This is a genomic window from Streptomyces sp. NPDC048600, assembly GCF_055587025.1.
Genome location: NZ_JBVJGZ010000005.1, coordinates 1 through 25,695 on the forward strand (window position 1 = coordinate 1; position 25,695 = coordinate 25,695).

Here is a 25,695-nt window from a genome sequence, read left to right on the forward strand (position 1 = left end):
GTAAGGCGGAGCACACTGGGCACAGAAACCGCGTTCTCCCTCCCGACAACCGCGGCCGCCCCCCCGGCGGGCGGGCTCGCCCTGCTGATCGCCTCGCGGGCCCTGGCCGGCCTCGCCGCCGCGGCGGCCGGACCGGCGATCTGGGCGCACATCGCCGAGACCGCCCCCGACCGGGTGCGCGGCCGGGCGCTCGCCCTGGGCATGGCCCTGTTCTCCTGCGGCCAGGTCGTCGGCGTCCCGCTCGGCGGACTGCTGGCAGGGGCGGCGGGCTGGCGCTCGGCGTTCCTCGCCCTGGCCGTCGCCACCGCCGCGGCCGTGCCGCTGCTGCTGCGCCAGGTGACCGGACGGCCCGCGCCCGAGGCGGCGGCCCGGAACCAGGGCGCCTTCGGCGCCGTGCTCGCCGCGTGGCGCCATCCCGCCCTGCGCCGCGCGCTCGCCGTCAACACCGCCTTCCACGCCGCCAACCTGGGCGCCTACACGTTCCTCGGCGTGGTGCTCGTCGACCGGTTCGACCTGTCGGTCTCCGCGCTCGGCCTCGTCGGCGTCCTGGTCGGCGCGGGCAGTGTCGCCGGGTCGCTGGCCGGCGGACGGCTGGGCGACCGGGCACGGGCCGCGGGCCACGACCACCTTCCCCTGCTGCCGGTGTGGGGGCTGCTCCTCGCCGTGGGTGTCGCGCTGTCCGCCGTGGGCCCCGGCCTCGTGCTCGCGCTGCTCGGGGTGACCGTCTGGTTCGTGGCGAGCGGCGGGTTCGTCATCGACCAGCAGACCCTCGCCGGTACGGCCGCCCCCGACCTCCGGGCCACCTCCAGCGCGTGGCTGACCTCGACGATGTACGCCGGAACCGGGCTCGGCGCCTGGGCCGTCGGCGCCTTCGACACGGCGGCGACCGGAACGCTCCTGGTCGGGACGGGTCTCGCCCTGGTCTCGGCGCTCGCGGCCCTCGCCGTCGGCACCGGGATGCGACGGGACGCGAAGCGCGGAGACGGCGCGGCCGCCGCCGTGCCGGGCGGGGCGGGGCGGGAGACGGCTCACCCCTGAGACGCTCGGCCGGCGGGCACCCGTGCGGTGGGCTGAACCGGGGAGGCGCCCTACCGGCTCAGCCCGCCGCGCGGGCGTCCGCGTCCGGGTCCACCGCCCGCAGCGGCCGCTCGCACAGTCCGGTCATCCGCTCCCGGTCCTGCTCGGTCGACGGCGTGAAGAGCAGGATGAGCGCGGAGGGGTCGTCCACCGGGTGGAAGGACGACAGCGACAGGGACATCGGGGCCGACCCCGGGGGCCGTACCGTCACCGTGCGGGCCGTCAGCTCCGCCACCGAGTGGCATCCCCACCAGTGGCGGAGTTCCGGTGCGTCCTCCTCCAGCCGGTCGTAGAGCTCACCCGTGCGCCCGTCGGCCAGGGCGGGACCGGCCTGGGCGCGGAAGTGCTGGAAGATGTTCATCGCCAGCGGCTCCCAGTCGAGCAGCACCGTCCGCAGCCGCGGGTCGGCCACCATCAGCCACATCAGATTGCGCCGGTCGCCCGGCACCGACTCGGGGCTGCCCCACAGGGCGCTCCACGCCGTGTTCCAGGCGACCAGATCGAAGTGGCGGTCGAGCAGCACCGCCGGACTGGCGGGCCAGGAGTCGAGGACCGGCCGTACGGTCGCGGCCAGCCCCGCCGGCTCGGCGCCGGACAGCACCGGTTCGTGGTAGCCGGCCAGCCGCATCGCGTGCCGCAGCCCGGCCGCGTCCAGCCTCAGCGCCCTGGCCACCGAGGTCAGCACCTGGCGGCTGGCGGTCACCCTGCCCTGCTCCAGCCAGGTGTACCAGGCGAGCCCGACCCCGGACAGCGAGGCGACCTCCTCGCGGCGCAGACCGGGCGTGCGCCGCCGCGGTGTCGCGGTGAGCCCCACGTCGACGGGCTTCAGCAGTTCGCGGTGGGCGCGCAGGAAGGCTCCCAGCTCCTGGCTGGGGCCGGGGGTGGGAGTGGACATGCTGACGGCTCCTCGCCTTTGTCGGTTCCGCGACGGGCCCGGAGTCCCAACGGGCCTCCGAGCCCCGGGTGTTCAGCCTATGCCTTGCTCATCCGCGCACGCCGAGGCGCCACAGCCGTACCGGCATCGCGCTGACCCGCCCCTGCCGCGACTGCCTCTCCCAGGCGGCCCGGCCGACGGCCGCGAAGAACTCCGCCCGCTGTCCGGGCTCCAGTACGGAGGCGTAGTAGTCGCCGAACGTGGCCGCGTGGAAGTGCTCGTACTGCGCCGCGTCGCGGACGGTGACCACCGCCTCCCGTTCCCACCACTCCTCGACGGTGAAGAACTCGGCCAGCAGAGAAGCGAGTTCGTCGTCCGGACGGGTCCGGGTCGCGATGGGCGGCACCTGGTGGCCGGCCAGCAGGGCCGGTACCGACTCACGGGAGACGCCGAGGGCCGTGAGCGCGTCCCGCACGATGTCGTCCTCGCCGCCGAGCCCGTGCTCGTCCCGCGCCGGGTGATACGTCGTCAGCAGGAAGCTGCCGCCCGGCGCGAGATGGTCCCGCACCCAGGCCAGCACCCGGTGCTCCACCGGGTACAGCCAGTGCAGCACCGACGTCATCGTCACCACGTCGGCCCGGTACGGCAGCGGCTCGGGCGTGGTCAGGTCGGCCTGCCGCAGCGCGACCCGGTCGCCGTACCGGCGCAGCCGTTCGCCCGCCTCGGCTATGCGGTGCTCGGAGCGCTCCAGCCCGACGGCCAGCCGCAGCGAGGGATGACGCTCCAGCGCCTCCTGGAGCAACTGGCCTATCCCGCTGCCGAGATCGACCAGTACACCGGGCTCGCCGGGCACCCGGTCGAGCACCCAGTCGCGGTCGTGCACCTGACGCAGCCGGCTGGCGTCGTCGTAGCCGCCCAGGGTGCGGGCCTGGGCCTCGATGTCGGACAGGGTCACGGCTGCTCCTCCACGGTGGACGACGGGTCGGCGGGACGGCCGGGCCGGGGCGCGGCGATGAACTCCTCCAGCCGCCGCCTCACCTCGCTCTGGTCGTACCGCTTGAACAGGTTGATCCGGTTGCGGGCCAGGTCGCCCCGGTGGACCAGCTCGTAGAGGTGCTGGCGCTGGCCGAAGCCGTCGCCGGTCAGCTCCCAGGCGAGGCGCAGCAGCCGGGACTTGCGCTCGGCGTCGATGCCCCGTCCGCGCATATAGCGGTCGAGCAGGGGGCGCAGCCGGGGGTGCGCGAGATCGTTCTCGGTGGGCTGCATCAGCAGTCCCGAGGCCCCGATCCGGCGCAGCACGTCCACCGCGCCGTCGGCGGCCTCGGCGGACCAGACCCGGCCGGCGGCCGTGTCACCCGGGGCGAGCAGTCCGCTGTCGGTGACGACGGCCCGCGCCTCGGCGGCGTCCAGGAAGAGTTCGGTCAGCTCGGCGTACGAGGCGAGCCGCCCGAGGTCCTCCTGGATGTTGCGGAAGCCGTCGACGCCGATGCTCTCGGCGACCAGGGTCGCGGTGCCCAGCAGGGTGCGCAGCCGTTCCCGGTAGCGGACGTGCCCGATGTACGCCGACCAGGCGTTGATCCGGGCCAGTCCGGTGCGGGCCAGGGCGGCGTCCTTCAGCAGGAAGACCCTGTTCCACGGGACGAGGACGTCGTCGAAGAACAGCATGGCGTCCTGCTCGTCGTAGCGCGCTCCCAACGGGTGGGCGTGGCCCCACGGTTCGGCGCCCAGCGGCTCCCGGCACAGGGTCACCAGGCCGGGCGTGTTCAGCGGCAGCGCGAACCAGGAGACGAACTGCTCACCGCGCCCCTGGGTGAACGAGGCCGACAGATAGACGAGCACCTCGTGGGCGAGGGGAGCGAGCGTGGTGAGCTGTTTGGCGCCGCGTACGACGATGCCCCGGTCGTTCTCGGCCACCACCCGCAGCGCGAGGTCCGGGTCGTCCACCGGGTCGGTGGAGCGGTCGATCTGCGGATCGCCCAGCGCGTGCGAGAGCACGAGGTCGTTGGTCGCGCAGTACCGGTACCAGGCCTCCGCGTTGGCGCCGAAGCCCGGCCGGGACCTGTCCAGTTGATGGCGGAAGTCGTGGACGCCGACGGCGATCGAGGCCATGAACGAGGGGGAACGGCCGTGCTGTCCGAAGGCGTTGGCGTGCCAGAACTCGGCGCTGCGGCGCTGGAGGCGCAGTTCGTCGAGGGTGCGCGGCGGCTGGTAGGCGCGGGCCAGCCGCAGCCCGCTCTCGGGGTCCTTGTAGGTGAGCAGGTCCTGGTGCCCGGGGTCGTGCTGGAGGTCGAGCAGGTCCGCGAGGGTGTCGGCCGCGGGACGGAGGGCGGGGTGGCCGGCCGGGTCCGAGACCCGCCGGCCGTCGAGGTACAGCTCACGGCCGTCGTCGAGCTCCGCCCGGTACCGGTCGCCGGTGAGCAGCCCCCGGGCGGTGGCGGCGGAGGTGTCCAGCAGGGTCATGTACGGGCTCCCGTCGGGGGTGTGGGCGGGCCGGCGAGCGCGTGGTACTCGCCGTGGTGGTAGATCAGCGGCTCTCCGGACACCGCGTCGGCCGCCGCCACCCGGCCGACGAGCATGGTGTGGTCGCCGCCGGGCAGCACGGAGTGCAGCCGGCAGTCGAACCAGGCCAGACAGTCCTCCAGGACCGGCGCGCCGGTGGCCCGGGGGAGCATCGGCGCCGCGGTGAACAGACCGAGGGCCCGTCCGGCGCCCGGTGCCGCGAAGCGGCGGGCGACCGGCTCCTGATGGCGGGCCAGGACGGCCACGGCGTAGCGGCCGTCGGCGCGGACCGCGGCCGTCAGCGGGCTGCGGGCGCTCACCGCGACGCCGACCAGGAGCGGGTCCAGGGAGAGGGTGCACAGGGACGACACCGTCTTGGCGAAGACCTCCTCCCCGTGCCGGGCGGTGAGCAGGGCGACGCCGCTGGTCCAGCGGCGGGCGGCGAGCCGGAAGGCGTCCTGGCCGGCTTCCCCGTGCCGGGGGGACGCGTCGGCTTCCGCCTCGTGGAGCCGGGCGGATGCGCCGGTTCCCGCCTCGCCGCGCCGGAGCGCGTCCGTACGGGGCGCGCTCACCGCAGCCCCACCCGGTAGGCGCGCAGCCATTCGTCGACCTGTACGAGGTGGTCCAGGCCGCCCACCGGATTGGGTGCCGTGCGCGGACCGGGCAGCGGGCGGCCCTCCTTCAGGGCCAGCCGTACGGTCTCCCGGTCGACCAGGTCGAAGACCGGGGCCGCCGGGTCGGCGAGCAGCTCCCGGGCGCGCTCGGTGAGCACCTGGGTGTAGCGCACGGCGGGTGTCGACGGGTAGCCGCTCTTGGGCCGGTCGGCCACCCGGTCCGGCAGCAGATCGCGTACGGCGTCCCGCAGCAGCCCCTTGGGTCTGCCCCCGGGTGCCTTGAGCGCCCAGGGCACGTTCCACGCGTACTCCACGAGCCGGTGGTCGCAGAACGGCACACGCACCTCCAGGCCGACCGACATGCTGACGCGGTCGACGCGTTCCAGCAGCGGCGGCAGCCAGCGGGTCAGCGCGAGATGGAACAGCTCGCGCATCCGCCGGTCGGTGCCGTCCTCGCCGGGCAGCGCGGGCACCTGCGCCAGCGTGGCGCGGTACTGCTCGGCGGTGTACTCCTCGGGCCGCACCACCGCCCGCACCTCGGGACGCAGCAGCGCGGCCGGGGTCGTACGGCCGTGCAGCCAGGGGAAGGTGTCCGCGGCGCGGGCGGCCGGGTCGTGGAAGTAGGGGTAGCCGCCGAAGACCTCGTCGGCGGCCTCCCCGGACAGCGCGACCGTCGAACGCCGGCGCACCTCACGGAACAGCAGATGCAGCGAGGCGTCCATCTCGCCCCAGCCCGGCCGGTCCCGGGCGCGCAGCACGGCCGCGCGGGCGTCGAGGAGGTCGTCGTCGGGGACGACGACGGTGGTGTGCAGGGTGCCGATGTGCTCGGCGGCCGCCTGAACGAAGGGGGCGTCGGCGCCGGTGCGCCAGTCGTCGGGCGCCCGGTCGGCGCTGCCGGGGAAGTCCACCGAGAAACTGCTGACCTTGCCCTGCCCGGCCCGCTCCCGGGCCAGTGCCGCCAGCGCCGTGATCGCGCTGGAGTCGACGCCCCCGGACAGCAGGGTGCACAGCGGCACGTCGCTCATCAGCTGGCGCTCCACGGCGTCGGCGAGCAGCTCGCGCACGGTCCGCCGGGTCGTGGCCGGGTCGTCGGTGTGCGGGCGGGAGACCGGCTGCCAGTACCGGGTCTCCCGGGTCACGGACCGCCGTACCCGCACCAGATGGCCGGGACGCACCTCGCGCAGGCCCCGGAACAGGCCGTGCCCGGCGGTGGGCGCGGCGGGCAGCGCGAACAGTTCGGCGATGCCCTCGGCGTCCAGTTCGGCGCGGAACGCGGGATGGGCGAGCACCGCCTTCGGCTCCGAGCCGAAGAGGACGCCGGTGGCGTGGGCGTGCCAGTACAGCGGCTTGATGCCCAAGTGGTCGCGGACCAGGAGCAGTTCCTCGGCCCGTCCGTCCCAGAGCGCGTAGGCGAAGATGCCGTTGAAACGGCGCGGGGCCTCGGCGCCCCACTGGAGATGGGAGCGGAGCACGACCTCCGTGTCGGAGCGGGTGCGGAAGGTGTGGCCGAGGGACTCCAGTTCACGTCGGAGGTCGGTGTGGTTGTACAGCTCGCCGTTGTACGAGAGCACCGTCCCGTCCGCCTCCAGCGGCTGGGCGCCGCCGTCGAGGTCGATGACGGACAGCCGGCGGTGGCCGAGTGCCGCGTGCCGGGTGAGCCGGATGCCGGCGGAGTCGGGGCCGCGGCAGGCGAGGGTCTCGGTCATCGCCTCGACGGTGGTGCCCCGGGTCCGCAGGTCGGCCGCCCAGTCGAGCCATCCGGTGACGCCGCACATCACAGCTCCCCGGGAAGACCGGCGGAGCGGTCCTGGTCGGTGGCGGTGCCCGCGCCGGTGGACGCCTCCCAGCGGCAGCCGTGTCCGGTGGGCCCGGTGCGCAGACTGTGCGACGGCTCGAACCCCTTGGCGCGGATGTTCGCGGACAGGGCCCTGACGCAGTACGTGCAGGGCGAGGCGAGGGTGATGCGGACACCGGAACGCCGGGCCTTCTCGCGGTAGTCCCAGATCGCGCAGTGGGTGATGGTCAGCGCCGCCCGGTCGGCCTCATCGGTGCCGGTGCCGGTGCCGGTGCCCGTGCTGGTGTCGTCGTCGAACTCGTAGTCCGATCCGTACAGTTCGGCCTGGCGGGCGATGCGGTGGACGGGGTCGGCGGCGCCCCGGCCGCGGTCGGGTTCCACCTCGCGGTGCACCTCGCCGATGGCCGACGCCCAGGCGGCCAGGGCCTGTTCGCCGAAGCGGGTGACGAGGAAGCGTTCCATCAGGGCCTGGCCGCGGAAGAAGACCCGCTGCCAGTCCGTGGAGGTGCCGGCCTCGGCGTCCGGCAGGTCGGCGAAGATCTCCGACTGGAGCGCGAACCAGTCCACGAGGTGCGTGTTGTTGTTGCGGGCGGCCAGCAGCCGGGTGAGCCCGGACTCCGCCTCGTGCAGCCGCTGTCTCCACAGGGTCGAGCGTTCGGCGTCCGGCATGCCGCGGTAGGTGTTGCGCAGGCGTTCGGGCTGCCGCTCGGCCTGCGGCCCGGGTGCGCCGGGGGTGCGCGGGCCGTCCAGTACGGCGGTGGCGGGACGGCCGGTCTCCCGGGCGCCGACGCCGTCGTCCGCGGTGGTCGCCGGAGCCCCGTCGGAACCGTCGCGCGCGATGCCTGCTGCGGGCGCATCGCTCATGTCGGGTCTCCTTCGCGGTGGGGGGCGGACCGGTGGGGTCCTGGTGTGCCGCAACGCTATGAAGCGGGCCGGCCGGCTCAGAAGCCCCGAAAGGCGGCACCGACGGCGACCATCGGTGCCCGGGAACTGCTCCGAAGGTCGCCCTCGGTGGCCGCCGCTCCCCGGACACACCGACGGCCGCAACTCCCCGGACACGCCGACGGGCGGGCACCTTCGCGGTGCCCGCCCGTGACGTCCGGCGGCTCAGCCCGCCAGACCGTGGCGGTGCGCGTACAGCGCCGCCCGCAGCCGGTCCGACTGGCCCGTCTTGCGCATCGCGTTGGTGAGGTGCTTCTTCACCGTGGCCTCGGCCAGGGCCAGTTCACGCCCGATCTCGGCGTTGCTCAGCCCGCGGGCGAGCTGCGCGAGGACCTGGCGTTCGCGGTCGGTGAGCCCGCAGTGCTGGGGCAGGGGCTCGGCGGCCTCCCCGGCCAGGTTCGCCGCCTGGACGCGGGCCGGCGGGGGAGCGGGCAGGAACACCGAACCTCCGGCACCGGCCACGGCCACCGCCCGGATGATCCGGTCCTCGGGCAGGTCGAGCGGGAAACAGCCGCTCGCGCCCGCCAGCAGCATGCGGCTCGCCTCGGCGGTGCTCTCCGCCCGGCGCAGCAGCAGCACCCGTGCCTGGGGCGCGGCGTCGGCGGCCCGCAGCCGGGCGACCAGCGCCAGGTCCTCCGCGAGCGTCCCGCCCCGGCCGAGCAGCACCACGTCGGGCCGGACCCGGCGCAGCGCGTCGGGCAGCCGCAGCGGGTCCGCGGAGCTGCCGACGACCGCGAGGCCCGGGTCGGCGTTCAGGACACTGCGCAGCCCGGCACTGGCCACCGGATGGCGCTCGGCGAGGAACACCCGCACGACGGACGCCTGGCGGTGGGCCCGCGGCCCGGCGCAGGCGGCGTGACCGCAGTCGCAGACGGCCACCGGCGGCCGCGCGGCGGTCCGTTCCTCCGCGTCGGCCAGGAACTGGTGCCCGGCGATCAGGTCCAGTGGGTTGTCGATCTCGGCGTGCAGCGCTCGCGGAGCGCCGGACGCGGGCGCGACGGTCAGCGCGGTCACGACGGACTCCCGTGCGGGGCGGACGGACTCCCGTGCGAGACAAGGGAGATGGCGTCAAAAGGGCGGTACGGCTTCATGTGTGTCCCCTCGGCGGTGGCGGATCGGCCTGGAGCAGGGAGAGGGGCGCGCGGACGGACGGAGCCGTCGGGTCAGCGCCCGGCACACGGACGACAGGACTCGTCGAAGCACCTGCGGTGCCACGAGCCGCCGATACCGACCAGGGTGAAGTCGGTTCGCCGTTTGACCATGCGAGCAGCGTAATTCGGCCGTTCGACGGGGGTCAACCAGGACCGGACCACACGCGTATGAGGGAACCGTGTATTCCGTACGACCGGTCCTATGACCACCGGTATCGGCATCAACGCCTGGCTGGTTCCCGCCCTCGCGCTCCCCGCACTCTTCTGGCGAACCGCACCCGCCAGGAAGGAACCGAGCGCATGGCCGCCCACTCCCGCGGGACCGACGGATGAGGCGGTACCTGTTGCGGCGACTGCTGCTGGCCGTGCCCACCCTCCTCGGTGTCACCGTCGTCGTCTTCGCCGCCGTCGCCCTCGTCCCCGGCGACCCCGTGCTCGCCCTGCTCGGCCCCGGCGCCTCCGAGGAGGCCAGGCAGCGGCTCACCGAACGCCTCGGGCTGGGCGAACCCCTGCCGGTCCGCTACGTCCACTGGCTCGGGCACGCGCTCCAGGGCGACCTCGGTGTCTCGGTCTCCGCCCAACGCCCGGTCGGCGAAATGCTGTTGCCCGCCCTGGGCCAGACCCTCCTGCTGGCCGGCGCCGCGTTCCTGCTGGTGCTCACCGGCGGCACCCTGCTGGGCGCGCTCGGCGCGGGCCGCCCCGACGGGCCGGCCGCCAGGGTGGCCAGGGCGCTGGGCACCCTCGCCGTGTCGGCGCCGCAGTACGCCGTGGCGCTGCTGCTGATCGCCGTGTTCGCGGTGGGGCTGCGCTGGTTCCCGGCCGGCGGCACCCACGACCTGTTCACCGGCGGCGGCGCGGCCGACCAGCTGCACCACCTCGTGCTGCCCGCCGTGGCGGCGGCGCTCGTGCCGCTCGGCCTGACCGCCCGGGTCTTCGGCGCCGCCCTCGGCTCCGTCCTCCAGTCCGACCTGGCCGACGGGCTGCGCGCCCGAGGCCTGCGCCGCCCGGCCGTGCTCCGGCACTGCGTGCACAACGCGGCCCCCGCCCTGCTCACCATCGGCGGACTCCAACTGGCCTATCTGCTGGAGGGCGTGGTCTTCGTCGAGACCCTGTTCGCCCGGCCGGGCCTGGGCCGGTTGCTCTACGACGCCCTCACCGCGCGCGACCTGCCCCTGATCCAGGCGGGCGTGCTGCTGGTCGCCGTCGCCTTCGTCGGCGTCAACATCCTCGTCGACACCGCGCACGTGCTGATCGACCCCCGGCTGCGAGGTGCGCTGTGAGCAGACGCCCGCCCCTCTCCGCCTGCCTCGCGGCCACCCTGCTCCTGCTGGCCGTCGCCGGTCCGCTGCTGGCACCCGGCGACCCGGACGCGGGCGACCTGCGCGAGCGGCTGCTGCCACCGGGCAGTCCGGGCCATCTCCTGGGCACCGACACCCAGGGCCGGGACGTCCTCAGCCGCCTCCTGGTCGCTGCGGGCCCCTCGCTGCTCGGCGGTCTCCTCCCGGTGGCCGTCGCCACCGTCGCCGGCGGCCTGCTCGGCATCGCCGCGGGCCTCGGCGGCCGCCGCACCGAACACGCCCTGCTGCGCACCCTCGACGTGCTCTACGCCTTCCCCGGCGTCCTGCTGGCGATCACCGTCGCCACCGTGATGGAGCCGGGCCTCACCGCCACGGTCGTCTCGCTATCGGTCGTGCTCACCCCGGCGGTCACCCGGGTCGCCTTCACCGAGGTGCGGCGCATCCGCGGCGCCGAGTACCTGGTGGCCGCCCGGGTCAGCGGGGCGGGTGCCTGGACCGTCGCCGTGCGCCAGGTCGCCCCGGTCGTCACCCCCGTCCTGCTCGTCTACTCCTCCTCCCTGATCGGGCTCGCCATCGTCTACGCCGCCGGGCTGTCCTTCCTCGGCCTGGGCGTGCCGCCGCCCGCCGCCGAATGGGGCGCCATGCTCGACGAACTGCGGCCCAGCCTGCTCACCCGCCCCGAGGTCGCCGTGCTGCCCGCCCTGACCGTCCTCGCCGTCTCCGTCGTCTTCAACGCCCTCGGCGAGGCCCTGCGCCGCCGTACCGGGGCCGGGCGCGGGCCGCTCACGGAGGCCGGCCGATGAGCGCGCCCGAACGGCTGGAGGTGGCGGACCTGACGGTCACCCACGGCGGTGCACGCACCGTGGACGGAGTGTCCCTGACCGTGCTCCCCGGCGAGGTGCTGGTCCTGCTGGGGGAGTCCGGCAGCGGCAAGTCCACCCTCGCCCGCACGATTCTCGGCCTGCCCGGCCCCACCGCCCGGGTCGGCGGCAGCGTCCGGCTGTCCGGCACCGAACTGCGCACCCTGGACGAGCGCGCCCTCAGCGACATCCGCGGCCGACGCATCGGCTACGTCCCCCAGGACCCGGACGCCGTGCTCGATCCGCTGCGCCGGATCGGCTCCCAGCTCGTCGAGGTGCTGCTGCGCCACCAGGTGGCGACCGGCCGTCGCGCGGCCCGTGAGGCCGTCCCGGAACTCCTGGCCGCGGTGGGCCTCGACGACCCGGACCGGGCGGCCCGCAGCCACCCTCACGAACTCTCCGGCGGCCGGCGCCAGCGCGCCGTCATCGCCCTGGCCCTGGCCTGCTCGCCCGGGCTGCTGATCGCCGACGAGCCGACCACGGCGCTCGACGCCCTGGTCCGCGGCCGCGTCCTGGACCTGCTCGCCTCCCGTGGCGCCTCCGTGCTCCTGGTCACCCACGACATCGGCGTCGCCCGCCGGATCGGGCACCGGGCGGCCGTGCTGCGAGCGGGACGGATCGTGGAGTCCGGCCCGGTCGCCAAGCTCCTCACCGAACCCGAACACCCCTACGCCGCCGCACTGGTGGCGGCGCAGCCGGGAGGCGCCCGATGAGCCGCCGTACGGTCACCGAGGCGGTGGACATCGCGAACACCGAGGCCGGGGGACACCATCTCCTCCGCCTCGACCGGGTCTCCAAGAGCTACCCGCGCGGTCCCCTCGCCGTCGACGGCGTCTCGCTCCGGGTGGCGCGCGGGGAGACCGTCGGGCTGGTCGGCGAGTCCGGGTCCGGCAAGTCCACGCTGGGGCGGCTGGCCCTCGGACTGCTCGCACCCGACGCGGGAACCGTCCGCTTCGACGGGCACGACCCCCACAGGCTGCGCGGCGCCACCGGCCGGCGCGTCCGGTCCCGGCTCCAGTTCGTGCCCCAGCAGCCGAGCGGCTCGCTGAACCCGGCGCTGCGGGCGGGCGAGGCGGTCGAGTTCGCCCTGCGCGTGCACGGCACACCCCGCGAGGAACGGCCGGACCGCGTCGCCGAACTGTTCCGAAAGGTCGGCCTGGACCCGGCCCTCGCCCGGCGCCGCCCGCGCGAGCTCTCCGGCGGACAGGCCCAGCGCGTCGCCGTCGCACGGGCCCTGGCGACCGGACCCGACCTGATCGTCTGCGACGAACCGACCTCGGCCCTGGACACCACCGTCCAGGCCCAGGTCCTCGCCCTCCTCACCGACCTCCAGCAACACCTCGGCCTCGCCTACCTGTTCATCTCCCACGACCTGGCCGTCGTACGTCAGCTGTCGCACCGGGTCGTGGTGCTGCGCGCGGGACGGGTGGTGGAGGAGGGACCGGCCGAAGCCCTGTGGTCCGCGCCCCGCCACCCCTACACCCGCGCCCTGCTCGCCGCCGACGGCGGTGTCCCCGAGCCCCCCACACCGAACCGGCCCGGTGATCCGGAGCCGGCCGGTGAGCCGTCCGCCCCTTGCACATCGTCCGCCCCTCGAGCCACACCGTCCGCCCCTTGAGTCACGACGAGGAACCCATGACGCACCACCACCATCCGTCCGTCTCCCGCCGCCGCGCAGGTCTGGCCGCCGTCCTCCTGCTGAGTCTCGCCGTGTCCGGCTGCGGCACCGGCACCGCCGCCGACGACACCCCCGGCGGCGGCAGGTCCGGCGGCACCCTCGTCATCGGCGCGACGGGCAAGCTCCCCAACCCCGACACGGTGATCGGCGGCGCCGGCTTCGAGGGCAAACGCCTGGTGAGCTTCCAGATCTACGAGGGACTCACCCGCTACGACCTGTCCCGGGGCGACGGCCCCTCCGAGATCACCGGCGCCCTGGCCACCTCCTGGAAGGTCGCCGACGACCGCAGAACCTGGACGTTCACCCTGCGCAAGGGCGTGAAGTTCCAGGACGGCACACGGTTCGACGCCGACGCCGTGCTGTTCAACCTCGACCGCTACCTGGACAAGGACAGCCCGCAGTACACCGACGCCCTCGGCGCGGCCGCGAGCGAGTACGCCGGGGACATCACCTCGTACTCCAAGCTCGGCGAGGACAAGGTCCGCCTCGTCACCAGGACGCCCAACGGGCACTTCCCGCAGGACCTCGCCCACGTCCTGATCGCCAGCCCCACCGCCGTGCGTAAGGCGGGGACCGAGAAGTTCTCCGAACACCCGGTCGGCACGGGCCCGTTCCGCTTCGTGCGTCAGCAGACGGGCGAGCAGATCGAGCTGGCCCGCTTCGACGGCTACTGGCGCGGTGCCCCCAGGCTGGACAGGCTGGTCGTGAAGGCGCTGCCCGACGCGGCCGCCCGTACCGCCGCCCTGCGCTCCGGCGAGGTCAACTGGATCGAGTACCCGAACCCCGACGACATCCCGGGTCTGAAGGGCGACGGCGCGAAGGTCGTCACCAACAGCTACGACCACCTCTGGTACTGGATCCTCGACACCGCCGCGAAACCCTGGGACGACCCGCGGGTGCGCCGGGCCGCCAACCACGCGATCGACCGCGAGGCCATCGCCGAGAACCTGCTGCACGGCACCGCCGACCCCGCCCACCAGGCCGCCCCGCGCGGCACGTTCGCCTACGACAAGTCGCAGGACGTCTACACCCACGATCCCGCGAAGGCCCGGCGGCTGCTCGCCGAGGCCGGCTACCCGAAGGGCTTCAGCACCTCCGTCACCGTGCCCACCGGCGGCTCCGGGAACCTCGTCCCGGTGCCCATCGCCGAGGCCGTGCAGCGCGACCTCGCCGCCGTCGGCATCAAGGCCGAGATCCGCACCACCGACTGGTCCACACTGATCGGCGCCGAGGCCGAGGGCGAGGTCGCCCGCGGCTCGCAGGCCATCGCCCAGTCCACCACGCTGTTCCAGTCCGAGGCGCTGCTGCCGCTGTTCATCGGCACCGGCAGCCCCTTCTGGACCGGCCACTACAGCAACCCCCGGGTCGACAAGCTGCTGGCCTCCGCCGGTGCCGAGGCCGACCGAGCGGCCCGCGAGGCCGACTACACACGGGCGCTGAGGCTCGTCACCGAGGACGCGCCCTGGCTGTTCGTCGTCAACGACCGCAATCCGAGGGCGCTCTCGCCGAAGGTGCGCGGCTTCGTGCAGCCTCAGTCCTGGTTCATCGACCTCACGACCGTACGGGTGGACTCATGACTCTCTCCCACGCCCCGGCGACCGACCCGCCCCCGAAGTGGGGCGTCACCCTGCCGCTGCCCGGACTGACCATCGACCGCCACCGCTTCCTCGTCGAACGGCTCCCCGACCTCGGCTACACGGACGTGTGGAGCGCCGAGGGCGGCGGCACGGACGCCTTCACCCCGCTCGCCGCCGTCGCCGCCTGGTCGTCCTCGCTGCGCATCGGCACCGGCATCGTCCCGGTGCACACCCGCGGCCCGGCCGTGCTCGCCCAGACGGCCGCCACCCTCGCCCAACTCGCCCCGGGCCGCTTCCTGTTCGGCCTCGGCGCCTCGGTGCCCGCGCATGTCACCGACATCAACGGCATCCCGTTCGACGAGCCCTTCAAACGCACCCGGGACGTGCTGCGGTTCGTCACCCGGGCCCTGCGCGGGGAGTACGTCGCCGGGGACTTCGACACCTTCTCCATCAGCGGCTACCGGCTGCCGCACCCGCCCGCCGACCCCGTCAAGGTGATCCTCGGCGCCCTGCGCCCCGGCATGCTGCGCCTCGGTTTCACGGAGGGTGACGGGGCGATCACCAACCTGCTGTTCCCCGAGGACGTGCCGAAGATCCTCGACGCCGTCGGGCCGCAGCCGCCGGGCAAGGAACTCGTCGTCAAGGTGTTCGTCTGCCCCACCGAGGACACCGACTACGCCCACCGCGCCACCCGGCCCTTCCTCGCCTGGATCCTCAACCGCGAGCCCTACCGCAAGTTCCACGCATGGCTGGGCCACGGCGAACTGCTGCGCGAGTCGCACGAACGGTGGGCGGAGGGCGACACCGACGGCGCGCAGAAGGCGCTGCCCGACGAGGTGGTGGACGGCCTGTTCATCAGCGGCTCGCCCGAGGAGTGCCGCGAACGCATCCTGCGCTACCACCGGCCGGGCGTGACCACCATCCAGCTGTACGTGTCCCTGCCCCCCGAGGTCTTCGTCAGCCGGGCCAGGGTCCTGGACACCCTGACCCGGCTCGGTCCGGCCGCCGCGCGCTGACCGTCCCGGACGTGACAGCCCGGCCCGGCCACCGCCCACCGACCCCGTCCCCGAAAGGCACCCCCGTGGAGCTCGACATACGCGGCGGAGTCCGCGCGGCGCCCGTGCCGGGCACCACCCCCGAGGAGCGCCAGGCCCTGCGCTTCGCCCCCGACCCGCGCGAGCGCGACGCCGACCCGGAGTTCGTGGCGCGCAGTGCCCGGGAGAACGAGGAGGACGGACTGGACAGCGCGCTCGTCGTGCAGTCCAGCTCCTGGCCGGACCCCTGGCTGGTGGCCTCCTGGACGCTGGCGGCCACCAGCAGGCTGCGGGTGGCGGTGGCCCACCGGGCCGGCACCACCGCGCCGACCGTGGCCGCCCGCTCCCTGGCCACCCTGGACCGCCTCTCCGGCGGGCGGGCCGCCGCGCATGTCATCGTCGGCTCCAGCGACGCCGACGTGGCCCGCGACGGCGACACCCTCGGCAAGACGGACCGCTACCGCAGAGCGGGGGAGTACCTCGAGGTCTTCCGGCGTTCCCTGACGGAACGCCAGGACTTCGACCACGAGGGCGAGTTCTACACGGTGCGCGGCGCACGCGCGGGGCTGCTGCCCCGGCCCCGCGCCGAGCTGCTCTCCTTCGGCGGCTCCTCACCGCAGGGCGTGGCGCTCGCCGGCCGCTTCGCGGACGTGTACGCGGTGCCGCCGCTGCCCCTGACCGCCACCCGGCGGCACATCGCCCGCGCCCACGCGGCCGCCGCGGAGCACGGCCGGACCCTGCGGATCTGGCGCCATGTCACCGTCGTCACCGCCCCCACCGACGAGGCCGCCGAGCAGCGGGCCCGCCGCATCCGCGCGGACGCGGTCCGGCTGGCCTCCGGCCCGGACGCGGACCGCTGGCTGGACGCCGTACAGCTCGACCGGGACCGCGAACGCGGCCGCTCCGACGGCCGTGACCAGCTGTCCGCCTATGTCGCCCGCTCGCTGGCCGGCGCGTTCGTCGGCTCACCCGGCACGGTCGCCGCCCGCATCGGCTGGCTGCGCGCGGCCGGGGTCGGCATCGTCCAGCTCGACATGCCGCTGGAGACCGACCAGGACCGGGAACTGCGGCGCGCGCTCGTCGCCGCACTCCGCTCCGCCTACCTCCCGTCCCGGGACCGCCGCGCGGCCCACGCCCGTCGCGGCTGGTGAACCCGGGCACCGGACCGTGCTGTTGACCCCGCCCGCCTGACGGACGCCCCCTTGACACCGCCGCGAGCCGGCCCGAGAGTCCAGGGAGGAGAACCTCGAGAACGGGCGGAGAAACCATGGGGCGCCTCGGGCCGGTCACCGCAGAGGTGACTCGTGTGTCCCCGCGCTCGCCGCTGCTGACCTCCCGCCGCCACATCGATCTGCAGCGCGTCTGCAGCGCCATGGCCGCCCGCGGCTGAGGCCGCTCCGTCGTACCGCCGCGCGTCCGCGGCGCCCGACGCCCAGGGCTGACCCCGCACCCCCGCCTTCGCACCCCTCACTGTCACGCGCGCCGTCGGCGCCGCCTTCGGCGTGCCGGGTCCGACACCACCGTCGCCGTGCGTACGTCCACGCCTTCACCCGGGGAGAACCATGTCCGTCGCACCTCTCGCCGCCCGCCCCGCGCCCTCGCTGCGCGGCCGTATCGGCCGTGACGCCCGCAGCGGCCACTACGCCGTGCCCGGCCGCTACCGCCTGTACCTGTCGAACGCGTGTCCCGACGGCCTGCGCCTCGCCGTCACCCACGCCCTGCTCGGCCTCGACGACATCTGCCCCGTCACCCACCTGCCCGCCGTCCCGGACCTGCCCGACGGCGGCCACTCGGCACTGCTCCCGCACTACGAGGCCAGCGCCCACCGCCACACCGGTCCGGCCGCCGCGCCCGTCCTCGGCGACGACTGGTCCGGCCGTGTCGTCAGCGTGCACGCCCAGGACATCATGCGCGACCTCGCCCTGTGCTTCGGCGAGAGCGGCCCCGCTCTCTACCCGTGCGGGACGGAGAGGGAGTTCGAGGCCGTACGGCGGCTGTGCGCGCGAGGCGTCGAGGACGCCGCCCAGCGGGCCGGGACGGTCGGCGCGGACCCGGCCGAACGTGCCGCGGCCCTGGAGGAGTTGCTGGCGGCGCTGGGGGAGCTGGAACGACTGGTGAGCGCCGAGGGAGATGTGGCGACTCGTCAGATCAACGCCGTGGACATCGAGTTGTGGGTCACTCTGGTGCAGCTCGACACCGTGCACCTCCATCACCTGGACGCCGCCGCCGTGCAGCGCATCGCCGGGCACCGGACCCTGTGGGCCTATGCGCGCGGACTGGCCGTCCACCCCGCCTTCGGGCGCCAGTTGGACCTCGACGGCATCGCCCGCCGCCACCGAGCCCACTGTCAGGGCCTGGAGGCCGCCGGAGCGGCCGTCGGCATTCTCGACTGGGCGGCGCACGCGGAGGCGGCCGGCCGCAGCTGAGAGTCCGCCCGGTGGACCGGCGTCGACATGGGCCAGGGCCGCTGTGGACGCAGCTTCCAGGACGGTGGACACGCGAAAGCCCCGCACCTCCCTCGTGGTGCGGGGTTTCCGCGCGCGGCCGGGGCCCGTCCCCCTCCCCCGAAGGAGACGGGCCCCGGCCGCTCCCCCGGTGCCGGACTGTGTGGTCCTGCTTCCGTGCGGAGCGGCGTCGTACGGTTGCCGCGGCCGTGCTGTCACCAGCACATGACCGCTGTCTCACCCGGCCCCCAGCCGGAGTACAGGCGCACGCGGACGACGTAGCGGCGGCCCTTGACGAGCCGGGCCCCGATCCGGGCGTTGCGCGAGGTGCCGCCGTCGTCGTCGGCGGCGAGATAGCGGGGTTCGCCGTCGCGCTCCTCGAAGAGCACCACGACGGTGTCGCAGTCGCCGAACGCGGCGACGGTGTACTCGCGCGTCTCGGCGGGTTCGAGCGTGAAATCGGCCTGCTCGCCGGGCCCGAGCCTGAGCGGGGCCGACCGGAACGGCACCAGGGCCGGATGCGCCGCGAGCGGCGGATACCAGCGGAGCGCGAACTCCTTGTCCGCGGGAGACAGAGTCCCCGGCGGGTTCAGACCGCCGCGGAACTCCTCCGGCTCCAGGATCAGCCCCGGCGGGAACGCGAATTCCATGACCGACTGCGGGTCCCAGACCGAGCCGTTGACCTCGGCCGGACTCAGCTTGCGCAGGATGTTGTCCCGGGTGGTCTCCCGGCTCCAGTGGTGCGGCGGGCCCGCCAGCTCGGCACAGACGGCCTCGTCGTCCCAGTGGATCGCGGCGTACGGGTTCTGGTGCTCGTGCTGCATGCCCAGCGCGTGCCCGATCTCGTGCAGCGCCGTGCCGTGCCCGCCGGTCGCGGTCAGGTCCCAGCCGAAGTTCATGGTGCGGTCGTTGATGCCGGTGCGCAGGGCGTCCTTGCCGATCGCCGACCAGGAGCCGTCGCCGAGCTGGAACCCGATGCGCAGCTCGGCCTCCGAACGGTCGGTGACCTCCACGAAGCCCAACCCGATACCGAGGTCGTGCCACGCGCCGAAACCGGCGCGCACCACGTCCCGTTGCCGCTCGGAGCCGACCCAGGACACCCGCCGGGTCTCGCCCGACCCGGGAACGGGGATCACGGACCCGTCGGCCTCGCCGTCGAAGAAGCAGTAGTGCAGGACCGTGCCGTTCACCCACATCCGCCGGCCGCCCACGAGCGCGCCCAGCCGCTCGGCCGCCAGCCCCGCGGTGAAGGCGGGGGCCGGTGCCTGCGTGAGCGAGCAGTAGCGTCCGGTCATGCGAGAAGCCTGCCGCCGCGCCGCGGGCTCGCGCCTGAGTCGGGGTCTACTCAAGTCCGCCTGTATCAGAAGTGAGTACGCGGACTCCTCTTGTCGTGACGAGTTTCGAGACGGCCTTCGAGAACGTGACGCCCTTCGGGACGCAGGCGCCCGGTGCGGCGGGTACGCCGAGCCGCGCGGGAACATCCGGCGGGGCCGGATCGCCGACCGAGTCCGCCGGACCCTTCGAACGCGACGCCAGGACCCTCGACATGCCCTGGCCGTTCACCGGCCGGGAGGAGGAAGTCGAGCTGGTCCGCCGTTCGTCGACGGCCGCGCGCCCTGGCATCGTCGTCACCGGCCCGGCCGGCTGCGGCAAGTCCCGGCTGGTGGAGGAGGCGCTGCGGGGCACCGACCGCGTCCGGGCCGGGGGCACGCCGGACACCCGTGACACGCCCTTCGCCGCGTTCGCCCACCTGCTCCCGGAGGCCGTCACCCTGCACCGCGCCGTGCGCCTGCTCTCCGGGGTCCGGCTGCTGGTCGTCGACGACGCCCACCTCCTCGACGACGCCTCCGCCGCGCTCGTCCACCAGCTCGCGGTGCACGCCCGCACCCGGCTCGTCGTGGTCGCCACCGACCACGCGCCCGCCCCCGACGCCGTACGGCGGCTGTGGACGGGCGATCTGCTGCCCCGCCTTGCCCTCGGCCCCCTGCCCCACGACGAGACCGCCGAGCTCCTCACGGCCGGTGCGGGCGGCCCCGTGGAGCCCCTCACCGCGCGCCGGCTGCACCGCCTGTGCGGGGGCGACCTGCGGCTGCTGCGGGACCTGGTGGGCGCTGTCCGCGCGAGGGGCCTGCTCACCTCGGATCCGGCCACCGGCGAACGCGCCTGGCGCGGCCCGCTGCCGCTGACCGCCGCCGTCCGGGAGCGGGCCGCCGCCGTCCTGGGCCGCGCCGAGCCCGCCGAGCGCGAGACGCTCGACCGCCTCGCCTTCGCCGAACCCCTGCCGCTGGACTCCGACGCCTGTGACCTGGACGTCCTCGAACGGCTCGAGGCCGACGGCCTGATCGAGGTCACCGACCCCGCCCGGGGCGGCTACGCCGTCCGCCTCGCCCACCCCCTGCACGGCCCGGCCCTGCGCGCCGCCGCCGGACGGCTGCGCGCAGGGCGGCTCGCCCGTGCCCCCGAGGAGATCGGCCTCGCCCTGAAGACCGAGGCCGCCGCGCTGGAGCACCGCGTCGAGCGGGCCGACGTACGCGACACGCCGACACCGGCGGGGGAGTGGCTGACCGAGTCGGGCGAGCCGGTGCCCGCCGCCTACGCCGCCGTACGCGCCCGCTACTGCCGGCTGCGGGGAGAACTGCGCGACGCCGCCGCCTGGGCCCGTCAGGGGCTGCGGCACACACCCGGCGACGAGACCTGCCACCTCGAACTCGCCCTGAGCGAAGCCCAGTCGGGCATCGTGGGCGAGGGCGACGAGCTCCGGGACGGTGACGGTGGCAGGGGCGAGGGCGAGGGCGGTGGAGGCGGCGGTGGCGCCGCCGCCTGGCGCGCCGCCGCCCGGGGTGACCTGGACGCCGCCCTCGAAGCCCTCCGAGCCCTCGGCGGCGAACGGCCCTACGACGCCGTACGTCTCGGCGCGCCCGAGCTCGCCGCCGAACTGCCCTGCTCCGCACAGGTGTTCCGGGACCACGCCGAAGCGCTCTCCCGCGCCGACGGCCCCGCGCTGGACGGGGCGGCCGAGGCCCTGAGGGAGCGCGGCTTCCTGCTGTTCGCGGCGGAGGCGCACGCCCAGGCCGTGCGGGCGCACCGCGACCCGCTCGCCGCGCGCACCTCACGCACCCGGGCCGCCGCCCTGGCCCGCCGCTGCCAGGGTGCCCGTACCCCGGCGCTGACCGGACTGGTGCTCGGTGAACTCACCGCCCGCCAGCGGCAGATCGTGACCCTCGCGGCCGCCGGACTGAGCAACCGGCAGATCGCCGAGCGCCTCACCCTGTCGGTGCGTACGGTCGGCAACCACCTCTACAGCGCCTACACCCGCCTCGGCGGCGACCGGCAGACCCTGCCGGGCAGGAGGGCCGACCCGGAGAGCAAGTCCGCCTGAGGCGGCGTGTGTTGACGGCTCACACTGCATGATCCGCACGGCATAATGGGGCCTGCTCGAAGCGCCGTTGTGCCGGTCTCCCTGCAACCCGCCGCCCCGTCGAGGGCATGAGTCGAGGGAGACCGTTCAGTGGATCCGGGAAGGCCGCGCCATTGCCGCGAGTGTCCTGATGACGGTTCCGGCAGTGCACGGCCCGGAATAGAGGTGTGACGAGCACGACCGAGGGCCTTCACCGGCCCTCGGTCACCCCCGGCCCGCAACCCGGACCGCACGAGACCCGTACCCCGGACCACCCCGTCAGGCCCGCCCCCGGGCCCCCGCCCTCACGCCGCACCGAACGCCGTGAACGCCCACCCCGTCGCCTGGTGCACCGCGTCGTCCGGCACCGCGGCCCGTGCGTCCCGCAGCGCCTCCGCCAGCGACAGCCCGGCCGCCAGCCCCTTGTGCAGGGCCAGCATCAGCGGCACCACGGCCTCGTCGTTCACGGGCGCGCTGCACGCCACCACGCCCGCGGTGCCCAGGGGCAGCAACGCCGTCACCAGACCGAGGAGTTCGTCCGCCCCGACGGAGGCGAACCGGGCGGTGTCGCAGCAGGACAGGATGATCCGGTACGGACTGCGGTCCAGACGCTCGAAGTCATGGACGACGATCGGGCCGTCGGCCATGCGCAGGGAGGAGAACAGCGGACTGTCGGCCCGGAAGGCGCCGTGCGCGGCGATGTGCGCCAGCGCCGCTCCGTCGAGTTCCCTGAGGACCCTGGGCGCCCGCGCCTCGTCCTGCTCCAGGACCGTCGGAGCGCCGTAACGGCCCGCGAGCTCGGGCACCTCGGCGCCGCCGGTGGCGAGACCGGGCCCGCGCACCAGCACATGCCGCCCGCCGGGCGGGGGAGCCGTCTCGTGCGCCCGCAGCCAGCTGCCCGCCGACGGCGACACGCTCAGCACCCGCTCGCGCAGTGACGGCAGCAGCGCCCACGGCACCCGGTGCAGCCGGCCCGGCGGCACGATCACGACCGGCCCGCCGCCCAGCTGCGCCGCCGCGGGGCCGAGCAGCAGCTCCTCCAGGCGCCGCCCCATGGCCTCCACCAGCGGCAGCCGGGCCTCCGCCCCCGGATGCGCCAGCCTCCGCAGCCCCGCCTGCACATGCTCGGCCTCGGCCACCGCCTCGGCCAGCAGCCCCGCCTCGAACCGCCGCACCCGCCCGCCGCCGCACAGCAGCACATGCACCCGGCCGTCCACCACCGCCAGTTCCACCAGCCGGGTCCCGCCCAGCGCCGCCAGCAGCCGGGCCACGTCGAACCGGTCGCCGCCGCCGGGCGCGTCGCCGCGGATGTGCAGGGTCAGCGAGCGGATCTCCCGTTCCAGCCGCCGCTGTTCGCGCTCCAGCGCCGGGACCGGCCGCCCCTCCATCCGGGCGGCCTCCGCGCGCGCCGCGATCTCCCGGAAGGCCGTCAGCCCGCGCTGGAGCGCCGGGTCGCCCGGCGGCCGGGTGGGGGGCGCGGACAGTGCCGTCGCGCGCCACCTCTCGCTCCACTGCAACAGCCGCCGTGAGCCGCCCGCCGCCAGCGAGGCCCCCTGTGCCAGCGCCGCCAGCTCCGCTCCCTGCTCGGTCGCCCGCGCCCGCAGCTCCGAGGCGCCGAGGGTGGTCCGGTGGTCGTCCAGCACGGCCAGACCGCGCCGGCACGCCTCCAGCACCCCCCGCCCCGAACCCGCGGCCTGGGCGCGCAGCGCCTGCGCCGCCCAGCCCGTGATCCGCGCCAGCGGCGGACCGCCGTGCCGGCTGCGCGCCGCCGCGGCCAGATGCCGTTCGGCGTCCTCCCGCCAGCCCAGCTCCAGGGCGATCCGGCCCGCGAGCAGCGAGGCCTCCGGCGCCGAGGGCGCCCCGAAGGACGCCAGCCGCTCGGCCACCGCGGCCGCGTCCGCCACCATCCGGCCCGCGTGCCGGCCGGCCGCCACCCGCGCCTCGATCAGCACCAGCCGGGCGTGCGTCTCCCACCACATGCGCCGCTGACCGGCGAACAGCCGCACCGCCAGTGCCGCGCGGGCGATCGCCGTGTGCGGGTCACCCGCCAGCCGGGCCGCGCGGGCAGCCGCCAGCAGCAGCTCCGCCTTGCGCGTCGACTGGCCGCCGATCCCGTCCAGCGCGGCGATCGCCGCGTCCGCCTCGGCCAGCGCCTCCGGCGCGAGTCCCGCCGCCATCAGCACCTCGCAGCGCCTGATGTTCAGCATGAACGTCGGTGTGCCCAGCGCCGCGTAGCGTCCCTCGGCCTCGTCCAGCAGCCGCAGCGCCGCGGGGATGTCCCCGGCGCGGAACGCCGCGAGGCCCCGGCTCTCCACCGCGTCCGCCTTGTCGTGCTCCTGGCCTGTGGTGTCCCACAGCGCCTCCGCCGCCGTGAAGTCGGCGTCCGCACGGTCCACCGCGCCCAGCGCGAGATGCACCGTGGCCCGCAGCGTCAGCGCCCGCGCCGTCCAGATCACGTCGTCCGCCTGCCGCAGCACCGGGATCGCCCGCCGTACGTCCTCCAGGGCCCGCCGGTGGTGCCCCAGTACCCACCAGGCGTACGCCCGGCGGTACAGCACGCGCGCGCGGGTGTGTCCGCTGCCGCGCCGCACGCCCCGCTCGAACGCGGCGAGCCCCTGCCGGGTGCGCCCCGCGTGCACCAACGCGACCCCCAGCGTGCCCAGTACGTCCGCCTCACGCTCCGCCGAGTCCGCGCGCGCCGCGCAGTCCCGGGCCCGGCGCAGATGGTGCAGCGCCAGCCGCAGATCGCCGAAGTCCCGCTGCCAGATGCCGATGACCTGGTGGGCCACGGAGGCGTGCAGCGGCGGCGCGTCCGACGCCAGCACACCGCGCGCCCGCGCGAGAGCCTCGTTCGGGGCGGCGAACACCATCGGCAGCAGTTCGAGCACCGTGTCGCTTCCCGCTGTCACGCAACGGATGGTAGTGCTCCGCGGAACCGTGTCACATGGCCTTGGGTCTGTATCAGGCAACGGACCCGCGGCTCTGTCTGACGACACGTGCCCCACTGGGAGGACCCGCCATGGCACCACAGCGATTCCACGAGCAGTTCGACCAGATCCAGCGCTCGCTGCCCGACGTCCCCCTGGCCATGGGACCGGACGACTCCGCCGAGTTCATCTACGAGCAGGGAGTCGTCCTCGCCCGCGACGGGGAGGAGGCCCGGCTCGTCGAGGACACCGTGCGCGCCCACTTCACCGAGGCGCCCGGACTGACCGCCGACACCATCCGCCGCGCGGGCCCGCCCACCAACCGCTCCGGCATCACCCGCATCCAGGTCGGCGACCCGGGCCAGGGCCTGCGCGCCGGCGGCGGCGACCGCGAAGTGGCCGCCGCCCTGCGGTCGTTGCGCCAGGCCGAGGGCCGCGCCGGACGCCGTCTGGTCAGCCGCAACCACCTGGTGTCCATCGCCGTCAACGCCTGCCCGGGCGACGAGCCCGAGCCGGTCGCCCGCACCGAGGCCCCCAACCCCGGTCTGGACACCACGCCTTACGACCCCGAGACCGCGGTCGGCGTCCTCGTCGTCGACACCGGCCTGATGAACGACTACCGCTCCTACCAGCCCCTGGCGCACACCCAGGGCGACGCGCAGACCCGGGAGACCGACGACCAGGGCATACTCCAGCAGTACGTCGGCCACGGCACGTTCATCGCCGGGCTCGTCGCGGCCGTCGCGCCCAACACCGAGATCACCGTGAGCAACGCGCTGACCGACGCGGGCGCCATCCTGGAGTCCGAGTTCGGCGAGAAGCTCTTCGAGGCCGTCGACCACAGCGGCTGGCCCGACATCCTCTCCCTGTCCGCCGGCACCTCCAACGGCCGCCTCGACGGCCTGCTCGGCGTCGAGAACTTCATGGCCGAACTGCTCCAGCAGCGCACCCTGCTGGTCGCCGCCGCCGGCAACAACGGCAGCGCGACCCCCTTCTGGCCCGCCGCCTACTCCAGCCTGCCCGCCTACGAGCACGCCGTGCTCTCCGTCGGAGCCCTGCGCGGCGACGGCGAGTTCGGCGCCTGCTTCTCCAACCACGGCCCCTGGGTGCACGCCTACGCCCCCGGCGAGCGCCTCACCAGCGCCTTCACCGGCTTCAACACCCCCGTGCCGTACGTCTACCAGCACTCCACCTACGAGGCCTGCCGCTACGGCTTCACCTACGCCTGCACCTGCCAGGCCCCCAGCCACACCGGCGAGCTGACCGAGCGGCAGACCAACGGCAGCGGCAAGGCCGACCAGGTGATGTTCGACGGCTTCGCGAGCTGGAGCGGCACCTCCTTCGCCACCCCCGTCGTCGCCGGGATGATCGCCGCCCATATGACCGCCCACCAGTTGACCGACCCGCGTCTGGCCCGGCAGCAACTGCTCGCCGCCAACACCGAGTTCGCCGAGGTGCGGGGCGCGCACGTGCCCGCGCTGCGCCCGGCCGGGTGGCGCGCGGTGCCGGTCGCGCCCACCGCGTGAGG

Annotated in this window: 21 protein-coding genes; 12 read left to right on the forward strand and 9 right to left on the reverse strand. The window is 75.0% G+C overall.

From position 1 onward, the window contains the following. The coding region (locus tag ACZ6SQ_RS08070; RefSeq protein ID WP_469557863.1) for an MFS transporter at positions 1-1,038 on the forward strand (1,038 nt) is incomplete at its 5' end. A gap of 58 nt (positions 1,039-1,096) precedes the next feature. Here ACZ6SQ_RS08070 and ACZ6SQ_RS08075 read toward each other — a convergent pair. The 7 genes from ACZ6SQ_RS08075 to ACZ6SQ_RS08105 form a co-directional block, all read right to left on the reverse strand. Further along, complete coding sequence (locus tag ACZ6SQ_RS08075) at positions 1,097-1,972, reverse strand: helix-turn-helix transcriptional regulator (RefSeq protein ID WP_469557865.1); 876 nt, start codon at positions 1,970-1,972, stop codon at positions 1,097-1,099. Between the two features lie 88 nt (positions 1,973-2,060). Next, complete coding sequence (locus ACZ6SQ_RS08080; RefSeq protein ID WP_469557867.1) at positions 2,061-2,906, reverse strand: class I SAM-dependent methyltransferase; 846 nt, start codon at positions 2,904-2,906, stop codon at positions 2,061-2,063. Next, positions 2,903-4,411 (reverse strand): 4-hydroxyphenylacetate 3-hydroxylase family protein, encoded by a 1,509-nt coding sequence (locus tag ACZ6SQ_RS08085; protein ID WP_469557870.1) that lies wholly within the window; start codon positions 4,409-4,411, stop codon positions 2,903-2,905. The genes ACZ6SQ_RS08080 and ACZ6SQ_RS08085 overlap by 4 nt, the downstream gene beginning before the upstream one ends. Beyond that, positions 4,408-5,022 carry a flavin reductase family protein gene (locus tag ACZ6SQ_RS08090; protein ID WP_469557874.1) on the reverse strand — a complete coding sequence of 205 codons (615 nt, stop codon included), beginning with the start codon at positions 5,020-5,022 and terminating at the stop codon, positions 4,408-4,410. Before ACZ6SQ_RS08090 ends, ACZ6SQ_RS08085 begins: the two co-directional genes overlap by 4 nt. Beyond that, positions 5,019-6,839, reverse strand: a complete 1,821-nt coding sequence (gene asnB, locus ACZ6SQ_RS08095) for an asparagine synthase (glutamine-hydrolyzing) (RefSeq protein ID WP_469557876.1) — start codon at positions 6,837-6,839, stop codon at positions 5,019-5,021. Before asnB ends, ACZ6SQ_RS08090 begins: the two co-directional genes overlap by 4 nt. Then, positions 6,839-7,723 carry a hypothetical protein gene (locus ACZ6SQ_RS08100; protein ID WP_469557879.1) on the reverse strand — a complete coding sequence of 295 codons (885 nt, stop codon included), beginning with the start codon at positions 7,721-7,723 and terminating at the stop codon, positions 6,839-6,841. The genes asnB and ACZ6SQ_RS08100 overlap by 1 nt, the downstream gene beginning before the upstream one ends. A gap of 243 nt (positions 7,724-7,966) precedes the next feature. Then, complete coding sequence (locus ACZ6SQ_RS08105; RefSeq protein WP_469557881.1) at positions 7,967-8,815, reverse strand: response regulator transcription factor; 849 nt, start codon at positions 8,813-8,815, stop codon at positions 7,967-7,969. 466 nt (positions 8,816-9,281) lie between these two features. Here ACZ6SQ_RS08105 and ACZ6SQ_RS08110 point away from each other — a divergent pair, with 466 nt between their 5' ends. The 9 genes from ACZ6SQ_RS08110 to ACZ6SQ_RS08150 all read left to right on the forward strand — a co-directional run bounded on the left by ACZ6SQ_RS08110 (position 9,282) and on the right by ACZ6SQ_RS08150 (position 17,825). Further along, entirely contained in the window at positions 9,282-10,232 is a 951-nt protein-coding gene (locus tag ACZ6SQ_RS08110; protein WP_469557884.1) for an ABC transporter permease, read from the forward strand. Then, positions 10,229-11,053, forward strand: a complete 825-nt coding sequence (locus tag ACZ6SQ_RS08115; protein WP_469557887.1) for an ABC transporter permease — start codon at positions 10,229-10,231, stop codon at positions 11,051-11,053. Before ACZ6SQ_RS08110 ends, ACZ6SQ_RS08115 begins: the two co-directional genes overlap by 4 nt. Further along, positions 11,050-11,823 (forward strand): ABC transporter ATP-binding protein, encoded by a 774-nt coding sequence (locus ACZ6SQ_RS08120; protein WP_469557890.1) that lies wholly within the window; start codon positions 11,050-11,052, stop codon positions 11,821-11,823. Before ACZ6SQ_RS08115 ends, ACZ6SQ_RS08120 begins: the two co-directional genes overlap by 4 nt. Further along, positions 11,820-12,728, forward strand: coding sequence for an ABC transporter ATP-binding protein (locus tag ACZ6SQ_RS08125; RefSeq protein WP_469557892.1), 909 nt, complete (start codon positions 11,820-11,822; stop codon positions 12,726-12,728). The genes ACZ6SQ_RS08120 and ACZ6SQ_RS08125 overlap by 4 nt, the downstream gene beginning before the upstream one ends. Next, the gene (locus tag ACZ6SQ_RS08130; RefSeq protein ID WP_469557895.1) at positions 12,725-14,365 is read left to right on the forward strand and encodes an ABC transporter substrate-binding protein; all 1,641 of its coding nucleotides are present in this window, start codon (positions 12,725-12,727) and stop codon (positions 14,363-14,365) included. The genes ACZ6SQ_RS08125 and ACZ6SQ_RS08130 overlap by 4 nt, the downstream gene beginning before the upstream one ends. Then, positions 14,362-15,381, forward strand: coding sequence for an LLM class F420-dependent oxidoreductase (locus tag ACZ6SQ_RS08135; protein WP_469557898.1), 1,020 nt, complete (start codon positions 14,362-14,364; stop codon positions 15,379-15,381). Before ACZ6SQ_RS08130 ends, ACZ6SQ_RS08135 begins: the two co-directional genes overlap by 4 nt. A 65-nt stretch (positions 15,382-15,446) precedes the next feature. Continuing rightward, complete coding sequence (locus ACZ6SQ_RS08140; protein WP_469557901.1) at positions 15,447-16,550, forward strand: LLM class flavin-dependent oxidoreductase; 1,104 nt, start codon at positions 15,447-15,449, stop codon at positions 16,548-16,550. A gap of 116 nt (positions 16,551-16,666) precedes the next feature. Then, positions 16,667-16,789: a putative leader peptide gene (locus ACZ6SQ_RS08145; protein WP_469557905.1), complete on the forward strand. Its 123-nt coding sequence runs from the start codon at positions 16,667-16,669 to the stop codon at positions 16,787-16,789. 172 nt (positions 16,790-16,961) lie between these two features. Then, positions 16,962-17,825, forward strand: a complete 864-nt coding sequence (locus ACZ6SQ_RS08150) for a glutathione S-transferase C-terminal domain-containing protein (RefSeq protein WP_469557908.1) — start codon at positions 16,962-16,964, stop codon at positions 17,823-17,825. A 233-nt stretch (positions 17,826-18,058) separates the two neighbouring features. On the opposite strand, the gene absR1 is transcribed toward ACZ6SQ_RS08150, so the two are convergent. Next, positions 18,059-19,138 carry a beta-glucuronidase AbsR1 gene (gene absR1, locus ACZ6SQ_RS08155; protein WP_469557911.1) on the reverse strand — a complete coding sequence of 360 codons (1,080 nt, stop codon included), beginning with the start codon at positions 19,136-19,138 and terminating at the stop codon, positions 18,059-18,061. Positions 19,139-19,233: 95 nt separating this feature from the next. Between absR1 and ACZ6SQ_RS08160 the strand changes: the two genes are divergently transcribed. Next, positions 19,234-21,222 (forward strand): LuxR family transcriptional regulator AbsR2, encoded by a 1,989-nt coding sequence (locus tag ACZ6SQ_RS08160; RefSeq protein WP_469557914.1) that lies wholly within the window; start codon positions 19,234-19,236, stop codon positions 21,220-21,222. 323 nt (positions 21,223-21,545) lie between these two features. Here ACZ6SQ_RS08160 and ACZ6SQ_RS08165 read toward each other — a convergent pair whose 3' ends face one another. Beyond that, complete coding sequence (locus ACZ6SQ_RS08165) at positions 21,546-24,110, reverse strand: CHAT domain-containing protein (protein WP_469558720.1); 2,565 nt, start codon at positions 24,108-24,110, stop codon at positions 21,546-21,548. Between the two features lie 149 nt (positions 24,111-24,259). Here ACZ6SQ_RS08165 and ACZ6SQ_RS08170 point away from each other — a divergent pair, with 149 nt between their 5' ends. Next, the gene (locus tag ACZ6SQ_RS08170) at positions 24,260-25,693 is read left to right on the forward strand and encodes a S8/S53 family peptidase (protein ID WP_469557918.1); all 1,434 of its coding nucleotides are present in this window, start codon (positions 24,260-24,262) and stop codon (positions 25,691-25,693) included. Positions 25,694-25,695 lie beyond the last annotated feature (2 nt).

Excerpts from the sequence above, each read along its gene's own strand:
- ACZ6SQ_RS08170 (WP_469557918.1), top strand. The coding sequence starts at position 24,260 with ATGGCACCACAGCGATTCCACGAGCAGTTCGACCAGATCCAGCGCTCG.
- asnB (WP_469557876.1), bottom strand. The coding sequence starts at position 6,839 with ATGTGCGGCGTCACCGGATGGCTCGACTGGGCGGCCGACCTGCGGACC.
- ACZ6SQ_RS08075 (WP_469557865.1), bottom strand. The coding sequence starts at position 1,972 with ATGTCCACTCCCACCCCCGGCCCCAGCCAGGAGCTGGGAGCCTTCCTG.
- ACZ6SQ_RS08100 (WP_469557879.1), bottom strand. The coding sequence starts at position 7,723 with ATGAGCGATGCGCCCGCAGCAGGCATCGCGCGCGACGGTTCCGACGGG.
- ACZ6SQ_RS08120 (WP_469557890.1), top strand. The coding sequence starts at position 11,050 with ATGAGCGCGCCCGAACGGCTGGAGGTGGCGGACCTGACGGTCACCCAC.
- ACZ6SQ_RS08150 (WP_469557908.1), top strand. The coding sequence starts at position 16,962 with ATGTCCGTCGCACCTCTCGCCGCCCGCCCCGCGCCCTCGCTGCGCGGC.
- ACZ6SQ_RS08085 (WP_469557870.1), bottom strand. The coding sequence starts at position 4,411 with ATGACCCTGCTGGACACCTCCGCCGCCACCGCCCGGGGGCTGCTCACC.
- ACZ6SQ_RS08125 (WP_469557892.1), top strand. The coding sequence starts at position 11,820 with ATGAGCCGCCGTACGGTCACCGAGGCGGTGGACATCGCGAACACCGAG.
- ACZ6SQ_RS08145 (WP_469557905.1), top strand. The coding sequence starts at position 16,667 with ATGGGGCGCCTCGGGCCGGTCACCGCAGAGGTGACTCGTGTGTCCCCG.
- ACZ6SQ_RS08110 (WP_469557884.1), top strand. The coding sequence starts at position 9,282 with ATGAGGCGGTACCTGTTGCGGCGACTGCTGCTGGCCGTGCCCACCCTC.
- absR1 (WP_469557911.1), bottom strand. The coding sequence starts at position 19,138 with ATGACCGGACGCTACTGCTCGCTCACGCAGGCACCGGCCCCCGCCTTC.
- ACZ6SQ_RS08135 (WP_469557898.1), top strand. The coding sequence starts at position 14,362 with ATGACTCTCTCCCACGCCCCGGCGACCGACCCGCCCCCGAAGTGGGGC.
- ACZ6SQ_RS08165 (WP_469558720.1), bottom strand. The coding sequence starts at position 24,110 with ATGGTGTTCGCCGCCCCGAACGAGGCTCTCGCGCGGGCGCGCGGTGTG.